Source organism: Aeromonas sp. s12, from assembly GCF_040907925.1.
In the GTDB taxonomy this organism is placed as follows: Bacteria; Pseudomonadota; Gammaproteobacteria; order Enterobacterales; family Aeromonadaceae; genus Aeromonas; species Aeromonas veronii.
Genome location: NZ_JBFOCT010000014.1, coordinates 142,589 through 166,414 on the forward strand (window position 1 = coordinate 142,589; position 23,826 = coordinate 166,414).

General features: G+C 58.4%; 19 protein-coding genes. 3 read left to right on the forward strand and 16 right to left on the reverse strand.

Annotation, left to right across the window (positions count from 1 at the left end):
- Positions 1-439 precede the first annotated feature (439 nt).
- A complete protein-coding gene (locus AB5Y67_RS07330) occupies positions 440-802 on the forward strand; it encodes a transcriptional regulator (protein ID WP_368207596.1) in 363 nt (120 codons plus the stop codon).
- Between the two features lie 28 nt (positions 803-830).
- Here the strand turns inward: AB5Y67_RS07330 and AB5Y67_RS07335 are convergent, their stop codons facing one another.
- The 3 genes from AB5Y67_RS07335 to AB5Y67_RS07345 form a co-directional block, all read right to left on the reverse strand.
- Positions 831-962 carry a hypothetical protein gene (locus tag AB5Y67_RS07335; RefSeq protein WP_256689441.1) on the reverse strand — a complete coding sequence of 44 codons (132 nt, stop codon included), beginning with the start codon at positions 960-962 and terminating at the stop codon, positions 831-833.
- Positions 959-1,756, reverse strand: a complete 798-nt coding sequence (locus AB5Y67_RS07340; RefSeq protein WP_368207597.1) for a phage antirepressor KilAC domain-containing protein — start codon at positions 1,754-1,756, stop codon at positions 959-961. The genes AB5Y67_RS07335 and AB5Y67_RS07340 overlap by 4 nt, the downstream gene beginning before the upstream one ends.
- A 78-nt stretch (positions 1,757-1,834) precedes the next feature.
- Positions 1,835-1,993, reverse strand: a complete 159-nt coding sequence (locus AB5Y67_RS07345) for an Arc family DNA-binding protein (protein WP_201296089.1) — start codon at positions 1,991-1,993, stop codon at positions 1,835-1,837.
- Between the two features lie 156 nt (positions 1,994-2,149).
- Between AB5Y67_RS07345 and AB5Y67_RS07350 the strand changes: the two genes are divergently transcribed.
- Together AB5Y67_RS07350 and AB5Y67_RS07355 are read left to right on the forward strand one after the other, a co-directional pair.
- Entirely contained in the window at positions 2,150-2,452 is a 303-nt protein-coding gene (locus AB5Y67_RS07350; RefSeq protein WP_159144026.1) for an Arc family DNA-binding protein, read from the forward strand.
- A gap of 6 nt (positions 2,453-2,458) precedes the next feature.
- Positions 2,459-3,037, forward strand: a complete 579-nt coding sequence (locus AB5Y67_RS07355) for a hypothetical protein (RefSeq protein ID WP_335873462.1) — start codon at positions 2,459-2,461, stop codon at positions 3,035-3,037.
- Here the strand turns inward: AB5Y67_RS07355 and AB5Y67_RS07360 are convergent.
- The 13 genes from AB5Y67_RS07360 to AB5Y67_RS07420 all read right to left on the reverse strand — a co-directional run bounded on the left by AB5Y67_RS07360 (position 3,025) and on the right by AB5Y67_RS07420 (position 23,822).
- Positions 3,025-3,228: a hypothetical protein gene (locus tag AB5Y67_RS07360; RefSeq protein WP_069556139.1), complete on the reverse strand. Its 204-nt coding sequence runs from the start codon at positions 3,226-3,228 to the stop codon at positions 3,025-3,027. The genes AB5Y67_RS07355 and AB5Y67_RS07360 overlap by 13 nt on opposite strands.
- Before the next feature lie 73 nt (positions 3,229-3,301).
- Entirely contained in the window at positions 3,302-12,139 is an 8,838-nt protein-coding gene (locus tag AB5Y67_RS07365; RefSeq protein ID WP_368207598.1) for an LPD38 domain-containing protein, read from the reverse strand.
- 134 nt (positions 12,140-12,273) lie between these two features.
- Positions 12,274-13,674: a hypothetical protein gene (locus tag AB5Y67_RS07370; RefSeq protein ID WP_368207599.1), complete on the reverse strand. Its 1,401-nt coding sequence runs from the start codon at positions 13,672-13,674 to the stop codon at positions 12,274-12,276.
- Positions 13,675-13,686: 12 nt separating this feature from the next.
- Positions 13,687-13,944: a bacteriocin gene (locus AB5Y67_RS07375; RefSeq protein ID WP_368207600.1), complete on the reverse strand. Its 258-nt coding sequence runs from the start codon at positions 13,942-13,944 to the stop codon at positions 13,687-13,689.
- A complete protein-coding gene (locus AB5Y67_RS07380; RefSeq protein ID WP_252655467.1) occupies positions 13,944-14,318 on the reverse strand; it encodes a hypothetical protein in 375 nt (124 codons plus the stop codon). Before AB5Y67_RS07380 ends, AB5Y67_RS07375 begins: the two co-directional genes overlap by 1 nt.
- Before the next feature lie 10 nt (positions 14,319-14,328).
- Entirely contained in the window at positions 14,329-14,964 is a 636-nt protein-coding gene (locus AB5Y67_RS07385; protein WP_368207601.1) for a hypothetical protein, read from the reverse strand.
- Positions 14,965-14,972: 8 nt separating this feature from the next.
- Complete coding sequence (locus tag AB5Y67_RS07390; RefSeq protein WP_368207602.1) at positions 14,973-15,335, reverse strand: hypothetical protein; 363 nt, start codon at positions 15,333-15,335, stop codon at positions 14,973-14,975.
- On the reverse strand, positions 15,332-19,315 hold the full coding sequence (locus tag AB5Y67_RS07395; RefSeq protein ID WP_368207603.1) for a DUF1983 domain-containing protein: 3,984 nt from the start codon (positions 19,313-19,315) through the stop codon (positions 15,332-15,334). Before AB5Y67_RS07395 ends, AB5Y67_RS07390 begins: the two co-directional genes overlap by 4 nt.
- A complete protein-coding gene (locus AB5Y67_RS07400; RefSeq protein WP_368207604.1) occupies positions 19,237-20,841 on the reverse strand; it encodes a hypothetical protein in 1,605 nt (534 codons plus the stop codon). Before AB5Y67_RS07400 ends, AB5Y67_RS07395 begins: the two co-directional genes overlap by 79 nt.
- Before the next feature lie 95 nt (positions 20,842-20,936).
- Entirely contained in the window at positions 20,937-21,107 is a 171-nt protein-coding gene (locus AB5Y67_RS07405; protein ID WP_368207605.1) for a hypothetical protein, read from the reverse strand.
- 8 nt (positions 21,108-21,115) lie between these two features.
- Positions 21,116-21,430: a hypothetical protein gene (locus AB5Y67_RS07410; protein ID WP_368207606.1), complete on the reverse strand. Its 315-nt coding sequence runs from the start codon at positions 21,428-21,430 to the stop codon at positions 21,116-21,118.
- Positions 21,427-23,133 carry a hypothetical protein gene (locus AB5Y67_RS07415; protein WP_368207607.1) on the reverse strand — a complete coding sequence of 569 codons (1,707 nt, stop codon included), beginning with the start codon at positions 23,131-23,133 and terminating at the stop codon, positions 21,427-21,429. Before AB5Y67_RS07415 ends, AB5Y67_RS07410 begins: the two co-directional genes overlap by 4 nt.
- 11 nt (positions 23,134-23,144) lie before the next feature.
- Positions 23,145-23,822 (reverse strand): DUF6682 family protein, encoded by a 678-nt coding sequence (locus AB5Y67_RS07420; protein ID WP_368207608.1) that lies wholly within the window; start codon positions 23,820-23,822, stop codon positions 23,145-23,147.
- Positions 23,823-23,826 lie beyond the last annotated feature (4 nt).

Below are 23,826 nucleotides of genomic sequence, written 5' to 3' on the forward strand. Positions count from 1 at the left end.
CGATTTTCTCTTCCTCCACCTTTGTCAGATCCAAAGTCTCAATAACATGCTCTAGCTCAGTTAGTGAATCCATCCTTCCAGGTCCTCGCTCTTCCCCTCTCAGTCTCTCGACTGTGAAACACTGTATACCCATACAGTAACCAAGCGAATGTACCACTTTTTGCAGACTTAGTGGAGCAGTATCTTCTTGAGCCTCCTTTACCTTTTTCCTAGCCGTTGATAGATCCCATACTCTATGACTCGTCATAAAACCGCCACTTGTGTAAATGTTGATTTTTGCGGCGACTCTCCGTGTACTCAGCCATCTATTTTTTTGACTACAATCTACACGACCACGATGTGCCATTACTGAGCAATTGCACTATAGGTGTTCCAGATTTGGGACAAACATAAAAACATGATCTAGAGCACGGTTGGCCACCACGGATAAGGAATGCCTATGAAGCGGTATCTGACCAGCGCTAGCCTCGAGTATGTCCATCGCACCAAGAAGAAGGTGCGCTCTCTGATGGTCGAGCGAAAACTCAGCCAGTCCAAGATCAGCAAGCTGACCGATATCCCCCGCTCCAGCATATCTCGATGGCTATCGCCACATCACGACGACTTCATGGGGCTGGCCGAGGCGGTTATGGTCTCGACCGCAATGGGGATATCCGTCCAGGCCATCCTTGCAGACCCGGACTGGAGCGTTTCAGATGATGAGCATATGGGGCTGATCAACCGCGCAGCACGACTGCCGAAGCCGCACCTGGCGTCGATGCTGAATTGCTATGCGGAGATTCTGGGGGTTCGGGTTGGATGACAAAAATGGGGCCGAAGCCCCACCGTTATTACTCTGCCTGTTCAGGCATCATGCGCTCTATCCGCGCCGTGATCTTGGCCCGCTCTACTCGCGTCATATCGAGACCTTCCAGCTCGTCCAGTAAGGCGGCCAGCTCTACCATCAGTTGGGCTGCGCTCATGACAGTAGCCTCCCTTGGTCTACCGCCCACAACTGTTGCAGCTTTGATAGCCCCTTCCCAGTCACCAGCGCAACTGATCGCTTCTGCAAGCCAAACTCAGGGTGCTCCCAAGGACTGATCTTCACATCCATCAACCCCTGCTCGATCTTGGCTTGGTACGGCTCATTTTTGCGGCTTACCCAGCCAATCTGGCGCAAATAGGCAAACAGCCGGTTTTGGCCGGTGCCAATGATCTTGGCCGCCTTACCGACGCTGATTGAGTCAGGAGTGACCTCAACCTGCTTGGCGAAGCGAACCAGCGGCGCATCCGTCTCGATCTTCTGCTCCAGCTCTTGGTTTACGGTCAGCAAGCGCAGGCGCTCCTGCTCAGCCTGCATGGCGATCTGTAGGATCTCGATGGTGGTGAGTTGCTGAGTAACAGGTGCCAGCTTTCCGGTGCGGTAATCCAAGAACACCTGATTGACCTGGAGCTGGAATGCTGGACTGATCCAACCGGCGTAGGAGATTGCCAGCAGTTCGTGGGCGAAAGTGCCGCCATTGAGGCCTCTTTTAGAAAATACCGGGATCTCGGTATTAGTGGTTTTCGCCACCTCAGCAATCAACTCTCTGGTTGAATCCAGAGCCAACCAGTAGCTTGGGCCACGCTTCTTCTCACCGCCACTAGCCTGATGCAAAGCGTTCAGGTTGAACCGCCCCGCCTCGTCAGTGGTGATCTCCACTCCGGCAATCACCGGCATGGAATTCTGCGGCCCTGTCAAAACTTTGGTTTGCTGATACTGTTGTTGTATAGTCATACCGTAATCCTTACTTGGTCGTGGGGTTTACGTTCCTCGGCCCGAGCTGCGTCAACAGCTTGGGTCGAACTATTTGAGCTACTTGCTCTCAGCTTGCTCATCCTTCTCCATCTCCTTTCTCAGAATAAATAACACCTCCTTATTCATGCTTCGCTCGTTTCCAGCGGCTCTCTTGGTTAGCCAATCCTTGATCTCGTCTGGCATCCTAATGCCAGTTGGTGCGATTACCTGCTTCACAAGCCCTCCTCAAGAGACTTCACCATGAAGTCATGCCTTGCAGCTTAGTATTGACTCCAAAGTGAAGTCAAGGTGTTTTGTGGTGAAGTCAGAGTGAATTGTTAGGATGTTTTTGCTAACGTACCCACATATAAGCAAACCAGAGTTCGTGACATCATGAGCAAAGACATACAAAAAACAGCTCTACGCCTACCAAGGGCGCTTCACTCAGCAATCCATGAGTCTGCGGCAGCGGCAGGAAGAACCATGAATGCTGAAATTGTTCACCGACTTCAAAAGTCTTTTGATGACGATAAAGAGAGTGTCGCCAGATCGCTGCCAGATGGAGTGATTCTCATTGATGACGAAGCTCACAGAGCTCACTCCAGATTCAATTACCATGAGTTTGATGAGCATATCAAAGAAGTTATTGAGTTCGTCAGAAGCGAAATGAAGAAAAAAGAAGGCAATAGTGGGTGAGCTTTTATGATATTACTTAGGTTTATTTTTGTTTTTTTATTTATTGGAATGTCTCACTGCGCCACTGGCGCATCCGTAAGTTCACATGGGGTGCATGATGAGAAGTTCTGGAGTGACTTTGATAAAAACCTAGAAGAATATGAAAGACTTCAAGCTCAGAGAGAGCTTGGTGACGCGCAAGGACGTCAGGTGATGCCGGTTAACACCAATGAGAAGCAATCGAAAGACAACAGCGGAACATTCATTCTTGTAGTTGTGGTGTTGGTTATAGGATGGCTTGCTGCCAATAAAAGTATGGTGCCACTCATGTCTAATGAAAAGAAAATCTATAGCGCTCTAATATCGTTATTCATATTAATGAGCATCGTCCCGCCTTGGAAGTTTGTTGTGAATACAAATATGACAAGAAAGGAAATTCCTGCTGGATACTCAATTATTTCATCACCGCCATCACTTGTCGGTCAATCAAACAACACCGGTGTAACTATAGATATAGAAAGGCTTGTCATTCAGTTCGGAGTTCTAGGCGGTATCGCTGCCATTGTTTTTATAAACAGAAATGTGAAACAACATCAAAACAGCTGATCAAGCGCCGCAATAGCAAATCCAACCAGGACAAAGAAGAAGCTGAATGCCATAAAGTCATCCAGGTCGCTCCGGCTGGATTTGCTAAAGCACCAACACCCGGCAGCAAAGGGGATCAGGGCCAGCGTAAAGCTGAAGCTGAACGCCTTGAGCGCCACCACCATCATTATCAACGCAAACAGTATCCACATGGTCAGGGTCCTCACATATTAAGGCCCTAGCTTACCCCCTTCGCATGGGCTCAGCCAGGGCCGCTATTCTCCCTTACTCCCAGTTCTCCCTGTTCTTGTTTACCGCCTGATACACCAGGTCGTTGCGGCGGGCCAGTAGCTCATCAATGCGCTTGCGCTTCTCCTCTGCGTTCATGGTGCGGTCACGCTGGATCAGCTCAATCTTGTTGCGCACCACCCGTACCTGCTGCTGAGTGCGGCTCAGGCTGCGGCGTGACTTCAAGATGCCACCCTGCTCATCGAGCAATTCATTCGCCTTATCGTCCAGCCCTTCACTGCGGTACTGGTCAACGGTGCGCTTGAGCTGGTTCACCTCGCTCAGCATCCGGTAGAACTCCTCCATATGCTGGGTGGACTTGGCCGGACCGGTGCCACGGTACACGGCTTTCACCAGCGGGATCTCGTCAGCGCGCCAGCTGGCCGACTCACCCGGGCGAGATGCCCTGATCAGGCCATCAGCAGTGGCCATCACATAACCGCCGATGGTGCCGGTATAGCCAATCACCAAGTGCTCAAGCTGCTTGGGTGAGAAGCCAGACAGCTCGCCGAGCTCGCGCATCAGCAAGCTGGTCTGCTCGTTGTAGCGGGCCTCCGCCTTGACAGCCAGATCCTGCGGGCTGTCGATGGGACCGCCGCGGAAGGTGTCATAGTTGAAGGCGGCCTCTACCAGCGGCTTGATGATCTGCGGGGTGGGATTAAGGGCAAAGGTATCGCCAATTGCCCGGGCCACGGCCTTGCCGAACTGGGCGCCGGTGTCCTTGTCACCCATGGCGCGCACCATGCGCTCCGGGATGGTGCCGAACATCACACCAATCTCGAACGGCTTGGGGATCCGGAAGTGCTGATCGCCAACAAAGAAGTGCCAGTTGGCGTCCTTGTCCCAATCCGGCAGCTCTTCGTATCGCTCATCGTCCCAGTTGGCGGCCAGCAGGCCGAGCGACATGGCGGTGATCATGCCAGCCCGCTTGGCGATTTCGCGGGGGTTGTCGCGCAGCTCCCGGCTCAGTTTGCCCAGACCCTGCAGGCGAGCATTGAAGAACGGCAGCACCAGGGACGCACCTTGAATGGCTCTGGCCGCCCCGAGCATGGAGAAGTCCATCAGGTCTTTTGACTCGAACGCCGCCTGTGCGTGGCTCTTGCCCGCCTTGATGGCCGCGGCATAGACCGCCTCGCGGTTGGCGTTCTCAAGCGCCTCGCCATAGCGGCTGTACTTCTCCCATGCGTCAGCCACCACACCTTTAGCGTGTGCCGCATTGCGGATGATGCTCTTTTCGTAGCGGGCAATCTGCTCCGGCGTCATCCCCTTGCGGCGCAGTGACTTACGCACGGTGTCGGCCATGGCGCCGGGGTCGTTACCGTTGACATAGCCACCCAGGAAGCTGGCGCCGCTGAACATCACATCAATGGTACTGCCGTCCATCGCCAGGGTCTTTTTCACCCCCTTGATTGAGTCGATCACCGGCTTGAAGCCGTCCTTGCTGATCGCCCAACTGGAGAGTGAGTCACGCAGGAAGTTGCGCAGCATAAACTCAGGTGAGGCGGTTACCCCTGCCGTCAGGATACGCTTGGCGCTTGACGCCATCATGGTCATCTTGCCAAAGGGTTTGCGGTCGAAGAAGGTCATGGCCCGATACAGATCAGGATCCTCCACCCGCAACATGTACTCCTCACCCTCAAGCTTGAGCATTATCCGGTCCTTGCCGTTGGCAAGCGCCTGATAGTCCATCTTGTTAGGCTTGGGTATCACCTCGATGAGCCCGGTATCCGCCAGATTCCAGACGGTCTTTTGCGCCGCCATGTTCTTCATGGAAGCGTCGATAAGCTTGGAGGTAGAGGTGAAGATGTTCTCGAGCAGATCGTTGGTGTTGGCCTCCCCGCCCTTGAGTTTCTTGATCCCGGCGTTCTGGTTGGCAATGCCCTTAGGCTTGAAGGGGGCGATCACATCACCATCCTCGGATTCACGGAAGAACGGGATGTACCATTCGCTTTCAAACTCGGCCCGCGCCTCCTTGGTGAACAGGCCAGCCTCCTGCGCCAGATCCAGGGTTGCGGCATTGAGGCGGTTCCAGCGGGTTTTTGCCTCCTTGAACTTGGCCTCCTTGCCATTGCCAAGCCCTTTCAGGGCGGCAATGTCCTGCTCGCTCAGCAGGTTCTCACGCCCCTGCTCCATCAGAAGTTCCGCCCGGTGACCGGCCATCCAGCCCAGCCAGTTGTGCAGATCAGCCCCCAGATCGGAGAAGATGCCAAGCAGCGCGTCTTTCTCGCCGGTACCCGCCTTGCGCTGGATCACCCCGTCCTTCCACTCCGGCAGACCATAGAGCATGGTCGCCTGCATGGTGGAGGCTGCCCCGGTCGCCATCCGCGCCGCAACATAGCCGGAGTCGGCTGCATCGGTAATGCCTGCCGCATCCTCTGCGTACTTGATGGGGGCCAGCGCATCGAGCACTTCGGTGTTGGCTTTCTTGATAAAGCGGTCCACCCATGACTCAACCACACCACGATCAACCTTGCGTAGCTTGTCCAGATTGGCCTTGGTTTTGTCGATGATGTCAGGCTTGGGGCCGAGATTGAGCTTTTCCATGGCCTTGTCGGCGGCTGTGTTGGCTTGGCTAAATCTTACCGATGGCTTCTCATTTGCTGGGAGATACATGGATTCTGATATTGAAAAGTCCTTGTTTTTACCCTTGTTTTCAATAAACCCAAGACCCTTGTAGAAGGTTTCAAGTCTAGACTTATTGCCGCCGAAGTCGGCTGATGGTGATAGGGCAATCATCTGGCTTGTGCGATCTGCGTACCGCATTATTTCTCGCATAGCCGACGTGCCCTTGCCGTTACCTCTCTCACTTTCATTAACCGCGATCTTGGCAATATTAATAACCCCACCATTCTCGGTGGCTAATATCGTCACGCCTGACCCGCGAATCGATTTGATTACATCTCTCAGGCTACCTTTATCAGCACCAGCACCAATCTCCTGGCTCATTCTTGTTGGCTGTTCAGACTCCTGACTGAACTTATGACCACCATCCGGGCCACCATTGTCAGGGCCGCCGCGCTTCATCTTCTTGCCCAGCCCCTCAATCAGCACTCTGGTTTCAGCTGCGGTAATGCCACCAGGCACAAAGCCGACAGTGCGCAGCGCCTTGGTAACCCATGCCACCACCTGATCCCAGCCGCGGCGCCAGGCACTCTGCTCCAGTTCGGCCAGGTGGGCGATCACCTCCTCGGCCTGCACCCCGACATCCTCGCCAGCGTAATGGGTATCAACCCAATCCCAAACCGCCTTCATGCTGGGGGCGTTCTTCGATTTGATGATGCGGCTGATCAGCTTGGTGTACTCGCCATCGCCCAGCACGTTGGCTAGGCCATAGTGGGCCAGCACCTCATGGCGCAGGATCTCGCGCATCCGCTTGGGGTTGGCGATGGTATCCGCGGCCACATGCAGGGTGCCGTTGTCATCATCGAACGCGGCGCGGCGGATCAGGCCGTCTTTGGCTGCCAGCCCCAGCGCCTTCTCCAGCTCGGCCTGGGTCGCGTGGATCTGCACATTAATGCCACTGGCGCCACGGTACTGCTTGAACCACTCCTTGGTGACCAGCTCCGCCTCCTTGCGGGTCAGGTGCTTGGCTGGCTTTTCACCCTGCGCCATGGCCTGCTTGGAGAATGAGACGGCTCGTTGCTCGGTCGAATCCGAGTTCGCAGTGCTATCAACCGGCTTTTCAATGGTGATGATCTTGGTGCGCACGCTGGTTGGGTTGAGCGAATCCTTGAATGCCCCCTCCGGCATCATCTCCTCGCTGGCGCCAAGGTCGTCAAGCCACTCGCGGAACGCTTTGTTTTTCTTGTTGCTGCGCTGGCCAGCCATGCTGGATACGATGGCAGCCAACCGCCCGCCCGGTTTGAGGTGGGCAAAGGCATGGCGCACATGGTCAATATCCATGTCGTTGGAGAATGGCGGGTTCATGATCACAGCGTCATAGCGCTGGGATGGTGTTGTCTCCATAAAGTCATTACCGACAAGAGAGAACCCCTTTTCCTGCAGGATGTCGCGCAGGTCGCTAGCCAGCTCCACGGCCTCCACCGTTGCCCCGGCATCCCGGGCGGCCTCTGCCAGCATACCGTGACCGGCAGATGGCTCGAGCACCACCATGCCAGGCTCAATACCAAGGCGGTCCACCAGGTCGGCGGCGTACTCTTCCGGAGTGGGGAAGAAGTCGATAAAGGCGTTGCGGTTGTTCAGCAACCGGCGCTTCAATGCGTTGGTTTTTTCTGTCACCGGATCCCGCTGCGGTGCCGCCTCATTCAGCCCGCGCTGCAGTCTGACCAGCTCACGCAATGCCGCGCGCAGTTCGGTGTGATTGGTAATGCCCATGCGCTCCAGGCGACCATACCCGGCGATCTGATCCTTGATGGTGCTGGTGCTGTAGTCATCACTACCAGTGACATACGCCTTGAGCTTGGCAATCAGCTCCGGATCGCTCAGGGTTGTGGTCTTGTTATCCCTGTTTGCCGCAGCCTTGACCAGGCTCATTACCTTGGCACCAGCCTGCTTAAAACCGCTCGCCCCCTGCATCTTTAGGGCCACCTCACGAATCCGATCGGTGTGGTAATCCATGCCCGGCATTGATACCCCCTCCACCATCTGCTCAGGGGTTGCCTTGTCGCTCCAGGAATAACGGCTGCTGTCATCACGATTGATCACCCCATCGCTCACCAGGGCATCAATCTTGGTGGCAGGCAGCGACCACAGCCCCCGATTGAGCGCCGACTGCAACTCTTCAAGTTGCGCGCCGTTGGCAAGGTTGCGCAGGTAGGTGATCTCCCCGCTCTCGATGCCGGTGGCGATAGCCTCGAGCAAGCCAGCAAAACGCAGGTCTCGCTCGGCGTTGGCTCTAGCGTTGGCCGCCATGCTTGCGCGGCGTGCGGTATTCTCCTTGCGATCGGCATTAAACACCGCCTCCGCTTTGGCTCTCGCTGACGCAGCGCGATTGCGCAGCGCCTCCACCTGCTTGGACTTGCCAGCCGGCTGCGCCTCGCTATCAGTAGACTGATCAGGTGCAACCTCTGGGCTAGCCCCGCCAACCTCACCACCCAGCCAGGCGCGGAACTCGGTCGCTTTCTCTTCGCTCTTGAACTGGAAACCAGGCACGGCACCCTTGCCGCGGAATGACGAATACCAGCCACCCATGGTCTTGGCGTGAGCATTGATGCGATTGTAAGCATCTCGCTCAACCCGATCCCCCATCTGCACAACAAACAGATCATCGCCGGTCTTGGTGTGCTTGGTCTTGATGATGTCGCTGGAAGTGGTAGAGGGGGCAGTCTCATTTCCCTTGGCGCTGCGCTCCTGCTCCCTGCGATCTAGGTTGCGAGCAGCAACCATATCCTCATAGCGGGCACGCTGCTCCTGGGTCAGCTTGTCAATCCCTCGCCGCTCTATGAATGCCTTGAAGTCATCCAAGGTTTGAGGGTCGGTGAGAGATTGCTTGAGTTCTTCCCGGCGCCGCTGCATCTCGGCAACGTCGGACAACTGCTTATCACGAAACAGCTGATACCGCTCCGGGGTCAAACCATCCAGCGCCTTGGCGACTCGCTCTTCGATACTCTGTCTGGCGCCGCCGATGGCATAGGTCTCGCTGATGGTATTGCCATCACCGTTGGCAGCCCAACGCAGATCACCGATCAGCTGGTTGTATGCGGCCTCAACCACGACGGCCTTTTTGTCATTTTTGTAGCGGGCAGCATTGAAGCGGCTCAGCTGATCAAGCAAATCCTGCTTGGTTTTCTTTTCCAGCTCAGCCCGCAGGGAGGGGGCATTATCCAGGGCGGAACGGCTCATCGCCTGAAATTCAGAAAACTCCATCTCGCCAGAGAACAGGCGACGCTTCGCGGCGTGGTAATCCGCTGCGCTCTTGGCGCCGCTCCAGTCGTTGGCTGGCTCGATCTGCTGCGACTTGGCTCCCGACTCCACGGTATCGCGGTCGCGGCGCATCTTCATGTAAACGCCAAGGCGCAAGCGTTCCTCACCAACCTGACGAGCACCTTCATTGGATACAGCAGCCCCAGTGCGGCGGCCGCCATTGCCGTTGAACTCGCCAGAGCCTGATTTTTGCAGATCGCCAACCTCGCCACCAAGTCGCTGGTACTCTGCTTCAAGCTCGGGAGTTGACATCTTTCCGTAGCGGCGATCCATTTCACTAAACAGCTCTGCGTCTGCCTGTGCGAACCGCTCATCCCTGGTGGGGACTGGCTCTCCTTTGGATACTGCCTTGCGGTATGCCTCCTCGGCACGCTCAATGGCGGCCTCCTTGGTGTTGGCAGTAAACCAACCTGCGCCTACTGCAGAACGATACTTCCAGTGCCCGCCATGCTCTTTTAGCAGGTCGCGATCTCGCAGCTCGTCCTCGCCAATACGGCCAGAAACAGCAGCCCCGGCATCTGTGGCCGGGGCTGTCAGTGTTTGGTCATCTTGCTGCTGTCCATCAGGTACAGGTGAAGCAGGAGTGTTGTCTGCCGGATTTCCGGATCCAGCTCGGTCGGTGAGTCTGGCAATGGCTGGTCCAGCGCCTGCTGCAGCCGGTTCGCCTGCGCCAGGCTGAGCGCCTTGTCCTTCACTGCTGATTGCAGGTGCTGGGGTAACTGGCTCATTGCTCACCTCTGCTTGCGGTTGGTTATTGCCCTGCGGGCCATTGATTGCATTGGAGTTGTTGGCGGCCTGCACCTGCTCAACTTCGGCGATCTCGGCCACCCCGAATCCTCCGCCATTGAGCTGCACCGGCATCTCCTTGCCCTTGCGGCTGGCCATGGCAGCCTCTTTCTCGGTTGCGAACGGCTTGCCTTTGCGGGTGATGCGGAGTGTCTGGAGCGGGCCAACTGCCGATTCGGTGGCACTGCCGCGCATCGGTTTGGCGTCAGGCTGTCGCTGATCTGCGCCATAGACCACATCGCGGTGCGGCAACTCGGTACCGACCTCGCGAGCCTCCCCTTCAATCACCGCGCCAGGCAGCTCGCCAGCGGGCTTGGTGGAAGATGCCTCTGGCGGCAACACATCCCCCTCCTGTCCACTCTGCCAGCGAGTGCGCTCTGCGCCGCGGAACTGGGGACCGGTGCCAGCCTGCTTGTCGTCAAAGTGGCCTTCCTTGGTCATCCCCCGGGCGGCATTGGCGTCACCGGCAAAGATCACATCCTTGAGCGGCAGGGCTGGGCGCTGGTTCTCCATGGCCACCTGCTGGGCGCTCTTGTTTCCTGCGAACGGGTCAAGCCCAAGCTCGCCAGCCTGAGCTCGCTCATAAAGGCTCTTGCCCTGATCGCCAGCCTGCATCTGGGAGGCAACCAGCTCCTGCACTGACTGGCCAAACTCACCAGCCAGGGCGCGCTGCACCTCGCTATCGGCAGCCATGCCCTTGAACCGCTCTGCGGTATCGTCGCGGCGCAGGTAGGCCGGCACATCACGCAGCTCGTCAAACTGGCTGGCGCTGGGGCCGAGCGGTGATTGCTCGCCAGATGGTGCAACCACCGGATCGGCCATGGCGTCGGCGGCAGGTTCCAAGTCAGGATCTGCCGGTGCGGCAGCGGGGTTTGCTTGCATCGGATCACCCTGCTCAACAGGTGCGACATCCTCCACAGTGGCGGGGTCTACCTGTGCGCCCCCTTCGCTTTCTGGCTGTGACTTGCTGCCACGCAGCCCGCCAGCTCCACCCAGGGCGCCACCGGTACCCATGCCGATCAGGCCGCCTTCCAGCGCACTGGACACCACTCCTTTCATCGGGTCGATATCGGCAGCGGCCACCTCGTTAAGGGATTCGTTGATGGTGTATTGCTGCACCCCCTCCTCGAGGGTCTCGCCGATCCCCTCACCTACCGCCCCCTTGGCTGCCCCCTTGAGCACGCCACCGGTCGCCGCCTTGCCTGCCAGCATCTTGAACAGCATGGCATCGCCCATCACAGAGCCCATGGCGGCTGCGCCCCACACCTTGGCGTCGCTCATGGTGGCTCGACTGGCAACGTTGGCAGTCTCCTCCCGGGCCAGCGACAGCTTTTCCTCATCAGAGAGGTGTTGCGTCTGCTGATCCTGGTCGATGCGAGTGAATGCCTGGCGGAAGGTATCGCTCCGGGACAGCTCATCAAAGCTCATGCCCAGCACTGACTCGCGGGTATTCACCCCCGCGCTACCCACCGAACCGGTCGCGCCAGTGGTGACGGCTGCGCCGGTCGCCAGCTTGGCCACCGTCTTGGCGGCGACAGCCTCGGCCACCTCCTGAGTAGCCCCCCGCTTGAGCATGGAGGTGGTAACGGCGCGCCCGATACTGGCCTTGGCGGCGGCACCGGTCACACCGCCAGCCAGCAGGGTCGGCACCATGGAGCCCACGCCCTGCGCCATCTTCATGGCCCATACGTCGAGATCCCCAGCGCCATCCCCCATGGTGAGGCGCCCCTCTGGCGTCTCATCAATCAGGCTGCGGCCGATCGCCTCTTTGGCATCGCCGCTCATCCCCTCGGTCAGCGACTCGGCGCCTGACTTTGCCAAGTCGCCAGCGCCAGCCACCACATCAAGCACCGGGCTCAGCTTGCTGGCCATATTGGCGCGAGCCTGCTCCAGGTAATCGCCTCCCTGCTTGCCAGCATTCTCCTTGCCAAACTGGCTTGCCTGCCGGGCCAACTCACCAATCCCGCCAACCAGTTCCAGTGCGCCAGCGCCCACGCCGCGCGCCACATCCCCCAGGCCAACATCAAGGTCGCGCTGTGGGGTTTGGGCGGCGGATGGGGCAGCAGCCGCGGATAGGCTGCTATCGAGATTGCTCCAGAACGGGTCTGTGCGGGTGTCTGATAGTTTCGGTTGTGGCAAGGCGTCGCGCAGTCCAGGCTTGTCCATGGTGTCCTCGGCTTTTTGTGCAAAAGAAAAGCCCCGACCGGCGAACCGATCAGGGCTTGATATGGGGAGTGCTGGCCAATAAGCAGACTGGCCGACTATGGAGAGATGCTAACGCTGGGGGGTTGGAAAGGCAACTAGCGGCGCGCTTGCGCCAGACTGATGGCCTGATAGGCGCCAGCCTCCGCATCACGCAGCCTGCCGGCTGTCACGGTGGCTTGCTCCTCTTTCTTCTGCTTGGCCGCCTGCTGACGCCACAGTTCGAACGCCGTGTTCATCCGTGCTGGGTTATCCATCAAGCTGCTCAGCTTGCCGTGCTGGTTGGCCTCCTTGATAAACTGCAGGCGCTCGGGATCGCCCCCAGTCCACGCCTTGAGTGGCGCCTCCTGCTTTGGCTCATCCGTTTTGGTGGTTAGGCCGTAGGTATCAGCCAGCGCCGCCTTGCTCTGTTCAAGCTGGGCATCCAGTGCATCGAGCTGCAGGTCTTTATCCTCTGCATTGCTGGAGGAGATCTTGGCGCGGTTCTGGCCGTGCTGCTTCTCAAGGTCAGCAACCGCCTTCTTGTAGCCTGCCTGGTCAGGCCCAGCCGTCAGGCCAAGGGAGGTGCGCAGCTGGTCGGCGTTACCGATCATGTGCTTGGCCAGCGCCGCCCGCTGATAGGCCGGTTTCAGGAAGTCATTGATGGGGATCACCTTGGGGGTGTCATCCGGCGCAGAGGTCCGGTTATTGGTGACCGGGCGGACTGCCTTGCTGCCGTCGTCGTAGGTCACCTCCACCCCCAGCACCACGCCTCGCCCGTCGGGGGTGATCATGATGTTGTTCAGCTGCTTTCCGGTGATGGTCTTGCCGCTATCCGGGTCGATATCGCCAACCCCCTTGCCGATCTCGTCCTGATAGAGTGTGCCGGCAGCCTTGATAAACTGCGGGTTGTTCACGGCTGCATGCCCTTCCGGTGTGGTCGGGTCTAGTTTTCCTTCCTGAGCCTGGCGCATCAGATTGCCAGCATGGGTGACAAAGGTCTTGCCCGCCTCTGCATAATCCGGCTGCAGGTAGCGCTCCGGGTTGAAGGTGCCAGCCCGCGGATCCCGCACCACGTTCCAGAACTGCTGGCCAGGGTCTTTGCCCTCCGCCACAGCTTGCCAGCCGGACTGGATGATGGGCAGGTTCTCCTGTTGGTACGCCTGCTTATCCCGCTCCTTCACCTGCCACTCATATTCCTGTTGCTGGCGCGACTCCTGAGCCGTGGCGCGGCGCTCAGCTGCATTGGCTCTCGCCTCGGCAGATTTCACCTGGCGCTCGGTGAGCGCGAACTGGCGATCAGCCCGCTCATCGGCAACCTTGTCACGGCCACGACTGTAACCCAGCTCATCCTGATAGCGAGCATCCGCCACCTTTTGCCGCTCCTGCTCGCTCTGCCACATGGCGTCACGCAGGCTCATGGCCTTTTCCATTCGCTCATCTTCTTTCTGGCCGCGCTGATAGCGATCCATGGTGTTGAAGCCAGCCAGAAAGCCCTCTGCCAATCCTGATACACCCATCACTCACCCCCTTTAAAACAAACTGTCCGCCAGAAATCCGACGCCAGCACCAACAAGCCCGCCTAGTGGTCCGCCTAACGATCCAGCCATTCCGAGCATGGCACCCATCGATGCACCAGTGCCGATAGTGCTCATGGTCTGCTGTTTGCGCGCCGCCTTGAGGCTCTTGTTGGCAGATTCAATCTCCTGCTCCCGATTGGCCGCATCACGCAACCCTGCCATACCCTGCTGGCGCGTCTGGGCGCCAATATCAAGCAGTCCGTACCCCATCACATACCTCCACCGGTTTTGATTGCCTCACGCAGGCCGGCATCAGCGCCGGTCAAGATCCCCATCTGGCGTGCCTGCTCCTGCTCGCGCAGGCCGTTTTCAGTGCCCGCCGTCATCAGGGCAGCCCGCAATCCCTGGCTGTTGTCGTTGGCGTTGTTGCTCACCCCCATGCGGGCATTGCGGTTTGCCGTAGCCTGCTGGGCAGAACGCAGGGCGTTGGCGTTGTTCTCATCCACCCGGCCGAGCTGCTCCTGCAGCAACTTGCCGTTGGTGGCCAGCTCCATAAGCTCCTTCTGCTTCGGGTAGAAGCGGTCTTTCCAGTCCTGGTAGCTCTCGCGAGTGATCTGTGCAAATGTATCTGCGGCGTATCCCATCGTTTACCCCTTAATAGCCCTTGCCTTGCAGCACGCTGGCTGTCGGACTGATCTTCTTGCTCACGGTTGTTGTTGCTGGCGCCTTAAGCTCCTTGAGCCCATACGCCGTGCCAGCTCCCGCCAACGTACCAACCAGACCAGCGGTTGCCTGTTGGCTCTGGAATGAGCTCTGGGCGTCACTGGTGGCCTTGCGCAGGCTGGTAGTTGCCATATCTCCCATGGCAGCCAGCGATTCGGCCTTCTGCCCGGCGCCAATGCTCACCACATCCTTGAGGCCAGCCACATACTTATCTTGCTGGCTGGACTGGGCGCGATTGGTGGTGTCGGTCTGGCTCAGTGCCTGATCAGTCTCCAGATTGGACATGGCAGCCTGATACTTGCCGCTGGTCGGATCCACACCGCCAGCCGCCATAGAGTCGGCCAGCCCAGCGCGTGCCTCGCCAAAGGATTGAGCGGTACCCAGCGCGGCCGTGCCAGCCAGTTTGTCGTGCTCGCTATCGCTGTTGAGGTCATCCACCTTGTCCATAAAGATGTCCTCATACTGTTTCAGGCTGGAGTTGTAGAGGTTCCACTGCTCCATGGCCACATCTGCAGCCGCCCTCTGGGCTTCCGTCTCCTGAATTTCGTTAGAGCCACCCTTGCCCATCGCTCACCTCACAAGTTGATCTGAAACACAAAGAGCCCGTCAGCATCATCTGGCTGACGCACCCACCCCATTCTTGGCGCTACCCTGAGCCACCCTCTGCGAGCAGAGTGGAAGCGCAACCAGCGGGCGCCTATCATGCGGGCCAGCCGCTTAACCTCCGGTAGGTGGCGCTCTGGCGCCCCACCATCACCCCAACCGACCCATACCAGCACGCCGGTAGTTCCCTGCTCGCTGACCGGCTTCAACACGAAGCCGTCATCACCACGCACAAACAAAAACGCCACCCTGTTACGGATGGCGTCTTGCAGTTCGGCTGGTAGCCTTGGGTTGCCTGTGTCGCTGGCGATGCGGTTCAAGTGGCCACTAATCATGCGAATGTCCCGCTGTCAGCCTTGAACACCTGCACATAAGCCCCTTCCAGAGAGATTGTGCCGGCAGCCGAGCCCTTATCGAAACCAACGGTAACAGTACCGTAAACACCAGCTGGCAGGCGGTAAGACCCGCTAACAAGCGTGCTATCTATAGAGCCAAGCACTGTCGCCGCCACTCTGAAAGTGCCAACCCTCACCCCATTAACATCAATGTATGCCGTGATGGACCGCTCAGACCCTCCCGGTCCGGTAACCTTGATGAAAATCCCATTGATAACGATATCCCTGACCATATTCTGGGCATGGATCCCGACTGAGAATGAAAATCCACTGGCAGGGATAGCGCGTGCCAACGATTTTGTTGCAGTCACATCGCCAACAATCCGCTCTGCATAGATTGTCCCATGCACAATGCAGTTCTGATCTATCGTGCAGTTACCGATAGTCATATTGCGAACATAGCCGCCCTCGGCTCGCATCATGTTGGTGAAGATTTGCCCATCAGAATAGATGATCGTACTCCAACCAAAACCCCAACCGGCATATGGCCCGCCCTTGCCAAAGCCAGCCGAACCGCCAGCCATAAAGGCGTTGCCCATATCGAACTGGCCACCGGTGATCAGCGGGGCGCTGATGCTCACCCCCGCCTTGATATAGTCGGCGGTGATCTTCTCGGAGTGGATGATCTGGATAGTCGCCTTGCGGATGATGGCTTCGGCGATCACCGTCTGGCCGTTATCGATGGCAAACAGAGGGGCGGTGGCGTTTGGGCTGTTTGGGTTGAACACAAAGAACTGGCTGGCAGACACCATCACCTGGCTGGTGCCATCACTCTTGGCTACCAAGCCGATCCCGGCCTTGATATCGCCAGCTTGGGCCTTGATTGACCACATAGCCTGAGCGCCATTTTGCAAGTCGGCGATGGCTTGGCTTTGGGACTGCACTGCTGCAGCGTTAGCTGCAATCCGCGGGTCATCTGTGGCCACCCATGCGGTGCCACTGTACCGATATGGACGGTTGTTGTTGGAGGTGTCAAACCACAGGTCGCCAGTTCCCATGTCATTGCTTGGAGCAGTGGCCTGAAAGAACGTCTTGTTCTTGCTGCCGGCCACAGCGGAAACCGTGTTGATCTGACTGGCAAGAGACTGCACAGCGTTTGCTCGCGCCTCTGACTCCGCAGTGATCTGGCCCTCTAACCGATTATCACCATCCTGGTAATTAGCCGTAACCTGCTGGATCTGGCTGGCCAGCGACTCCACGGCATCAGCCCGGGTTGTCGCCTCCTCGTTGATGCGCCCGGATAGCTCGGCGTCAGCCGTCTCCATGGCAGACTGCTGCTGACTCAACTTCTCGGTCATGGCTGAGTCTGCATCAGCGCTAGCCTTGGCCACCTCGGCAATAGAGGCAGACAGTGACTGGTCAACCCCTTCTATCTGCGCCTCAAGCACCGATGTCTTTTGTGCCAGCGCCTCGTCCGCCGTACTGCGCGCCAGCCGTTCCTCGGTGATCTGGCTGTGCAGGTCGGCGCTATCCGCCTCGTAATCTGCGGTGAGCTGCGTCACATCTCTTGCCAGCGCCTCATGGGCATTGGCCAGCGTTTGCTGCTGAGTAATGATCTTGCCGCGCGCCTTGCGGTTCTCCCGGTCGCGCTCATCGCCTGCCAGCGCGCCCTCGACATCCGTTTTACCGCCAAGGTCGATGGATGACTCCATGTCATCCTGACGCTGTGCCAGCGCCTGAGTGGTATCAACAACCACCTTTTCCAGGCTGGAGATACTGGCCGCGTTAGTGGCGTCCCCCTCCTTTACGCTGGCGTCCAGCGTGGTGATCCGCTCTGCCAGTGCGCCGTCACCATCTGCCCGCGCCTGCTCCTCCTGGGCCACCCTGGCGTTCAGGTCGCCAAGTTCGCCATCCACGTTGGCAGTCAACTCGTCAACTCGCCGAGACATAGCCTCATCAGCTGTCGCTCTTGCCTCTGATTCGCTGGCAATCCCGGCGCTCAGGGCGTTGTCTGCATCGGTAAGCTCGGCATGCATCTGGTCTTGGCGCAGTGCCAGTGCGCTGTCAGCGTCGGTCGATACCTTCTCCAGTGCCTTGATGGCCGCTGCGGTTTCACCAAACGACCCGCTCGTCGAAGCGCTCAGATCATCAATGCGCTGGGCCAGCGCACTATCGGCGTCGGCAAAGGCCTCCTCCACGCCGGTGATGCGAGCCTGGGTGTCTGCATCCTTACCCTCAAACTTGACGTCTATGTCGGTGATGCGCTTGGCTTGGGCAGCCTGCTCATTCACGATGACCTGCTGTTGGGTGCGAATGGCGCCAAAAGCGGTGCGGTTATCCCTGTCTCGCTCATCCCCTGCCAGTGCGGCATCAATGGCAGCCTGGCCAGCATCGCCAGCACCATCAGCCTTGTCCTTTGCCAGCTCAATCTCAGCCTGGATTTCATCGAACCGACCAGCAGTAATACCGCCCTCGTACTCGATAATCTCCTCCAGGGCGCTGATCTTGCCCTCTGCCTCACCAGTACGCACCTCCAGCCCGCTGACTCGCTGGGCTGTTACGCCGTCGGCGTCAGCGGTGACGCGCGCCAGCTCGGTGATCCTTGCATCCAGCCCTTCATCACCCCGGTTCACGGTGGCCTGCAGCCCGTCGATTCGCTGCGCCTGGCTAGATAGCTCATCGGTGTGGACCGTCAGCTTGCTTTCAGCGTTGGCCAGCCGCTCGCCCTGCTCATCAACCTCTTGCTGCGTAGCCTTCTGGGCCAACTCCCCCTTGGTGGCGTTCAGCTCCTGCCCAATCTGGGTAACCTTCTTCTGCTCCTCGGTGAACTCACCCTTGGTAACCGTCTGGCTCAGGCTGGCATCGAGCCCGTTGATACGCTGCTCGGCCTCTGTGATTCGCTGCCCTTGGCTATCAACTGTGACGTTATCCGCCTTGCTTGTGATCTGCCCTGATACGGCATCCAGCGACTGGTGCACCTCTGTGATGGAGGTGCGCAGCTCTTCTCGGACGGCGTTAACCGCATCCATGGTGATGTTGCCATTCTCTGGATCAACCTCGAACACCGCATCCCGGAAGCTGTCAAAGTCGCCCTTATACTTGTCGATCTTGTCGTTCAGGCGGTCCTGAACCAACCCGATATCGATACTGGCATTGCCAAGCTGGTCCTGTGCGTCCTTGAGCAGCGCCTCGCTTTCCTGCTGCTTCTGGTTAAGCGACGCCAGCTCCCCCTCTAGGCTGGGGATCTTGTTCTGGATTGAGCCGATGGAGACATCCACCTCCTCCAGCTTTGGCTTGATTGCCTCCACATCCATGGAGAGTTGTGGCACCTTCTTGATGGGGTCCAGCAGCTCCTTGGCCAGATGGCTCTCATCAATCTGCCCCTGCAGCTCATCAAGGATGTCCTGCACGTCGCGGCTGGTCTCAGCCTTCACGCCGTTGGCGTTAAAGGGGCCTGCATCATCCTTGCCATTAACGAAACGAACCCAGTAGTAAAACGTGGCCCCTTTGCCGATAGCGTCAGAGAACACATTGGCCGATGTGGTACCGACCAGCGTGGCAGCCGGCAGGCTATCAGTCTCGGCTCGCCATACCTCGGCATGGGCATGGCCCCGGTAGTTAGGCCCATCCCAGTCGATAACCACGGTATGAAACGCACCATTAGCCTGCACATTGACCGGTGCGTGAGGCTTGTCATAGGTACCGGTAGGGAATAGGTCCGGGTTCTTGCCGGGAGTGAACGAGCCGCCAGCACCAGGGCGCAGCGTCGCCAGGCCCAGCGCGGTCAGTTCGCGCAGCGTGACAGCCTTGTCCAGCTTATTGCCGCGCTGCCCTGTCAGCAGCTCGACGTTTTCGGCGGTGGCGGCCTGATCTCGTCCGGCCCGGTATGCTGCTTTTGCCATTACATCAACTCCGCCATTGAGCCAGCCAGGGTAATACGCCGCACCGTAGCGGTACCGAACACCTCGATTTGCCACCATCGGCCACGCACCGGTGGCAGCCTGAACGCGCTCACAGTCAGATTGCCGGGTGATAGCTCCATTACCTGCTGGTTATCCACGAACAGCCTGATCCCGATCTGAGCGATGTCTGACGACAGGATCCGGCAGCAGCCATAAGCCGTGCCGCTGACATTCATAAACACCTTCGAGCGCCAGACGAACTGACCATTACCGGTCTCTCCGCCGCGCCAGATATGCAGATCCCGCCCCTTGGCTACAAACAGGCTATCGCTCTCCATGTCCGAAACAGCCGCATCCCAGCGATTGGTCAGCTCACGCAGGTCGCCAGACTTGGGGTCGAAGATAAATGCGTGGGTATCGGTCAGACCGACGTACTTGCCTTCGTGATGCCAGGCGCGCAGGGTTTCAGGCTTCATGGCCCGCCACTGCTTGCTGGTGATCACCTGTTCGGTCACCACCTGCCCACCGCTGGCGCCAATACCAACCAGGCCGTCAGGGGACGCATAGAGTACGACTCCATCCATCGCCACCATTGAGCGAGCACTGATACAGGCTTGAGGCAGGTGGCTGAGCTTCTGGTTTGTTACCGAGGAAGAGCTCACGCCTTGAGCCAGATAGGGGTAACCCTTGGTGCCGATCACCAATGCAGTATCAATGGCGGCGATCGCCACGATGTCGTGCTCTGTGGTGAGCCGGTACTTCTCCGGCCAGGCATAGGGCAGATAGGGCTCGCACAGATAGAGCGAGTTGCCAGCAAAGCCAGCACACATACCGTTGGCCATCTGGCACAGGCCGCGCAGGGCAGCAGGTGGCGGAGCGTAATCGTAGGTCTCCAGCACAGGGCCTAGCTCACCATCGGCAAGGCCATCCACAAACGAGGCTTGCGCAATGGGCAGCTCTGCGACCAGCAGGTAATCAGCCAAGCCGCCACCAGATACAGACCGGTAGATCCGGCGCTTGGTGATGTTGTTGTCCTGCGACTGCGGAGGAGATAGCGCCAGCGTCACCGTTGATTCAGGAATAGGGATTGCCACCTTGCCGCTGGCTGGCCCTGGCGGCCCCTCCTCGCCCATAGCGGTGACATAGGTGTCAACGTAGTAGCGGGTTTCGTCATCGGTGATGTCGTCATCCTTGCCGCCCTCTGGCGGCGTGATGGCGCTGATGCCAACAGGAACGCCGGGCGCAGGCACCCCGAGCCGATACCAGGCGGTAGGCTTGGCACTGCCACCGGTCGCTATCTGGGCGTGGGTCACCTTGGGGTATTCGCCATCTGTGTAGTAGACCCGCTGATACTCATCCTGAGCGATAGGTGAGCGCATGGCCTCAACCACCTTGTTCCATGCAAACCAGTGCTCGCCATAGCGGAACAGGGTCGTTGGCGTGATGGGCAGCACCACACCGGCGCTCGCATCCTCCTCAATGGGAGAGATAACGCCGTGATCAAAATGGCAGTCGCGGGCCACCACGGCCACTTCATCAGACAACAGGTGAGGCTCCACGCGCGGCGTTACTCCTCGCATGGTGACGATATCAATGGCTGACATGGGATTCTCGGCGGGCAGGAAACAAAAAGGCCCACTCAGAATAGAGCGGGCCATGATGGGTAAATCCTAACGCTGACAGCGCCAGGAGGCAAGGCTCACTTGGCTGGCTGCAGCACCTCGGCGCAGGGGCGCGGCACCAGGATGGTTTTGCCCTGGTGAACATCCTGCACCTGGCAGACCGGCCCGGGGGCTGTGGCGGTATTCCATGCCCAGCCAAGCAGCACGGCGACCACGATCGCCGTGATAGGTTCGAGACGAACGATCATGATGCCTCCTATGCCCAGACGTATTGCGGGGTTTCAACGGTAACGGCCACCGGTGCCAGCGCGGCGGCCATTGCCGGGTCTTGGGTTCTGACGTTGGCGTGATAGCCAGGGACGGGTTCGCGCACCTCCAGCTCGATACCATCGACAACCTGCACCTCGCCAGTCGGTCGCGTCACCATGCCGGGCGGCAGAAGCTGCAAGCTGGCAGCGGGGTGATAGATAGTTCCTGTCTCGCCATCTTTGATAAAGCCGGCGGCCAGTAGCGCTTTGGTCATGGCGGCCTGAGTGACCGCTTTTAAGTTGAGGTCGATAAAGTCGGTCATGCAGCCGTCCTCAGTTGATCGTTACTGATGGGGTGCTTGCTCCACATTCTGAGATTTCGGATATGGCCATACGATGGCAGATTGAACTGGTTGCTGTTCATCAGCACGATGCGGTTATTGAGCGAGGAGTTAACTCCCGACGCCGTAACTGACGACCCCGCCACCCCGTCCATCATTACGTTCAGTGAAAAGTTGTTCATCCGCATCGCTGCGCGGCCTGCCAATTTTCCGGCAACGCCTGCAACTTGGCCTGTCCCCATCACGCACTGCAACTGGCCGCCTTCATTCAGCGAAATGTGCTGCCTGTCTGCGCCACCTGAGTTATCAAAGTCAACCAGCCGCGAGAAACCAGCCCCAGCAACGCGACCCAGCAGGTCAAACTCAAAGGCCGCGGCGTACAGTCCACCAATAAACCGGTTTCCTGCGGCAGGCAGCCAAGCCTGATCGGCGGCGCGAGTAACAGCTGCGCCATTTGTCTGGATGTAAGAGCTGGCAAATGGCAAAAGTTCAGCTTGCAGATTACCAATCAACATACCATCCCCGATCGCGTTAGCTACAAATGTCCCGTTGACCTTTAATCGCAGGGAGGGAGTAACATCCCGAGTTGTGGTGGTTGTTAATGTTACCCTGTAGAACCCGTCGCCAATTGGCGTGATTGTGGCAGATGATCCTGATGGGACACCGCCGACACTGACTGATGTCAGATTGAATAGGGCAGAAAACATCCCATCAAAACCAACGGCCACGGTGTCAATCTCGGCCTTTTTTGCAATAAAACTGAGCGTTACAAGCTGCCCAGCTGTTAGCGGGGCAAATCTCACATCTTTCATGGAGTTATTTGTCGTGGCCGCCGCGAACTTAAAAACATCTCCATAGGGCGATGCGACTGGCGTCACGCTGGTCTCGCTTGTTGTTGGTGGCGGGTTTTTGCTGTTAGGAACAAGATTCGTACTCTGCCCCTCAAGCAGCAGTCCCTCTTTCTCGAACCTCGGTTCGTTCACGGCGGCCGTTTTCAGGAGGCCATCCTTGCCAATGTAGGTCGCGGTTGAGTTGCGGGAAAAGTTGACCATCCGCGCCACCACGTCAGACCCAACCAGCACATCCCGCCCATAGCCGGTGATCATGCGCAGGCTGTCAGAGAGCGGCGCCCACACATCCGGCATGGGAAGCGCTGCCTGCGCCACAATCCCCGCCGCCCGGTCAGCCTCTGTGCCAGAGCGATCTGCTTCGGTCTTGGAACGATCTGCCTCGACCTTGGCGCGGGCCGCCTGGCCTTCACCATCGCTGGTTACCCGCTTCCAAGGGATCAGCTTGTGAGTCGTACCATCCGGGGCGGTTACCGTGATCTCTGCCGCATCGCTGGTAAACAACTGCTGAACCATATCCGACTGGCTCTGGTAGTAGGACAGAGAGGCGTTCAGCTTGCGGGCAAACTCCGGAATGGAGTCAGAGAAGGTGGTGATGATCTCGTAAGCCTTGCCGGTGCCGGTGGTGCCACGGAAAGCTTGCACGAGATGTAGCTCGGTGTTTGACACCACGTAATCGACCTCATAGAGATCAACCGTGGTGCCAGTGGTCATACAAAAAAGGTGGCCCTTGGCCACCCCGTTCTTGGCATCTGCAAAGGTGGTTCCGGTACCGGTTACCTTCTTGCTGCCGTTGGTGACGGCTACAGTGCCGTCACGCTTCCACACTCCAGCCATCTATGCGCCCCTTACTGCCTTGTTACCCGGTTAAAGCCAGCCTGCTGACGGGCTTCCATGTTGGCGTCAGCCTGGGTTTTCTCCCCAAGCTGCTGCAGGAATGCGTTGTAGTGACCTGCCGCGCGGTTGCTGTTGGCGGCGTACTCGGCATCCTTGGAGAAGCAGCGGTAGAGCATGAAGTCGATGATGGGGTTGATGTAGATATCATCCAGATCCGCCATGGCTGGGGTGCTGGCGTTCTCTACATCAGCCAACTGCTTGGATTGCGGGGCGACCGAGTAGATCACATCCACCTTGACGGCAGCGGCCGGGCCAGGGTGCAGATAGAAGGTCTTGGGGTCGCGATCTTCGTAGCAGTAGTTATCAACGGATGTCGCCGTCTTGCCGGAGTGCCAATCTGGATAGCTGTCATCCAGCGCCTTGCGCGGCACAAAGCGGATCACCTTGCCGTTGGCGTTGCGCAGCACCTCAATCAGCCGCAGGGCGTCGGCAGGCAGCGCCTGCTTGGTGCCTGCCACACAGATAAACTCAACGTTCTTGGTGTGAGCGTCAGGGCGAACCAGCACGATCGCTTTGGTGGCGTCGTTGTAGTAGTCCAGCAGCTCCTGCTTGGGCCAGCGGGTAAAGGTCGGATCGACCAGCAGGGTATTAACCCGCTTGATGATGGTTGAAATAGGCACGGTAGCCATGGCG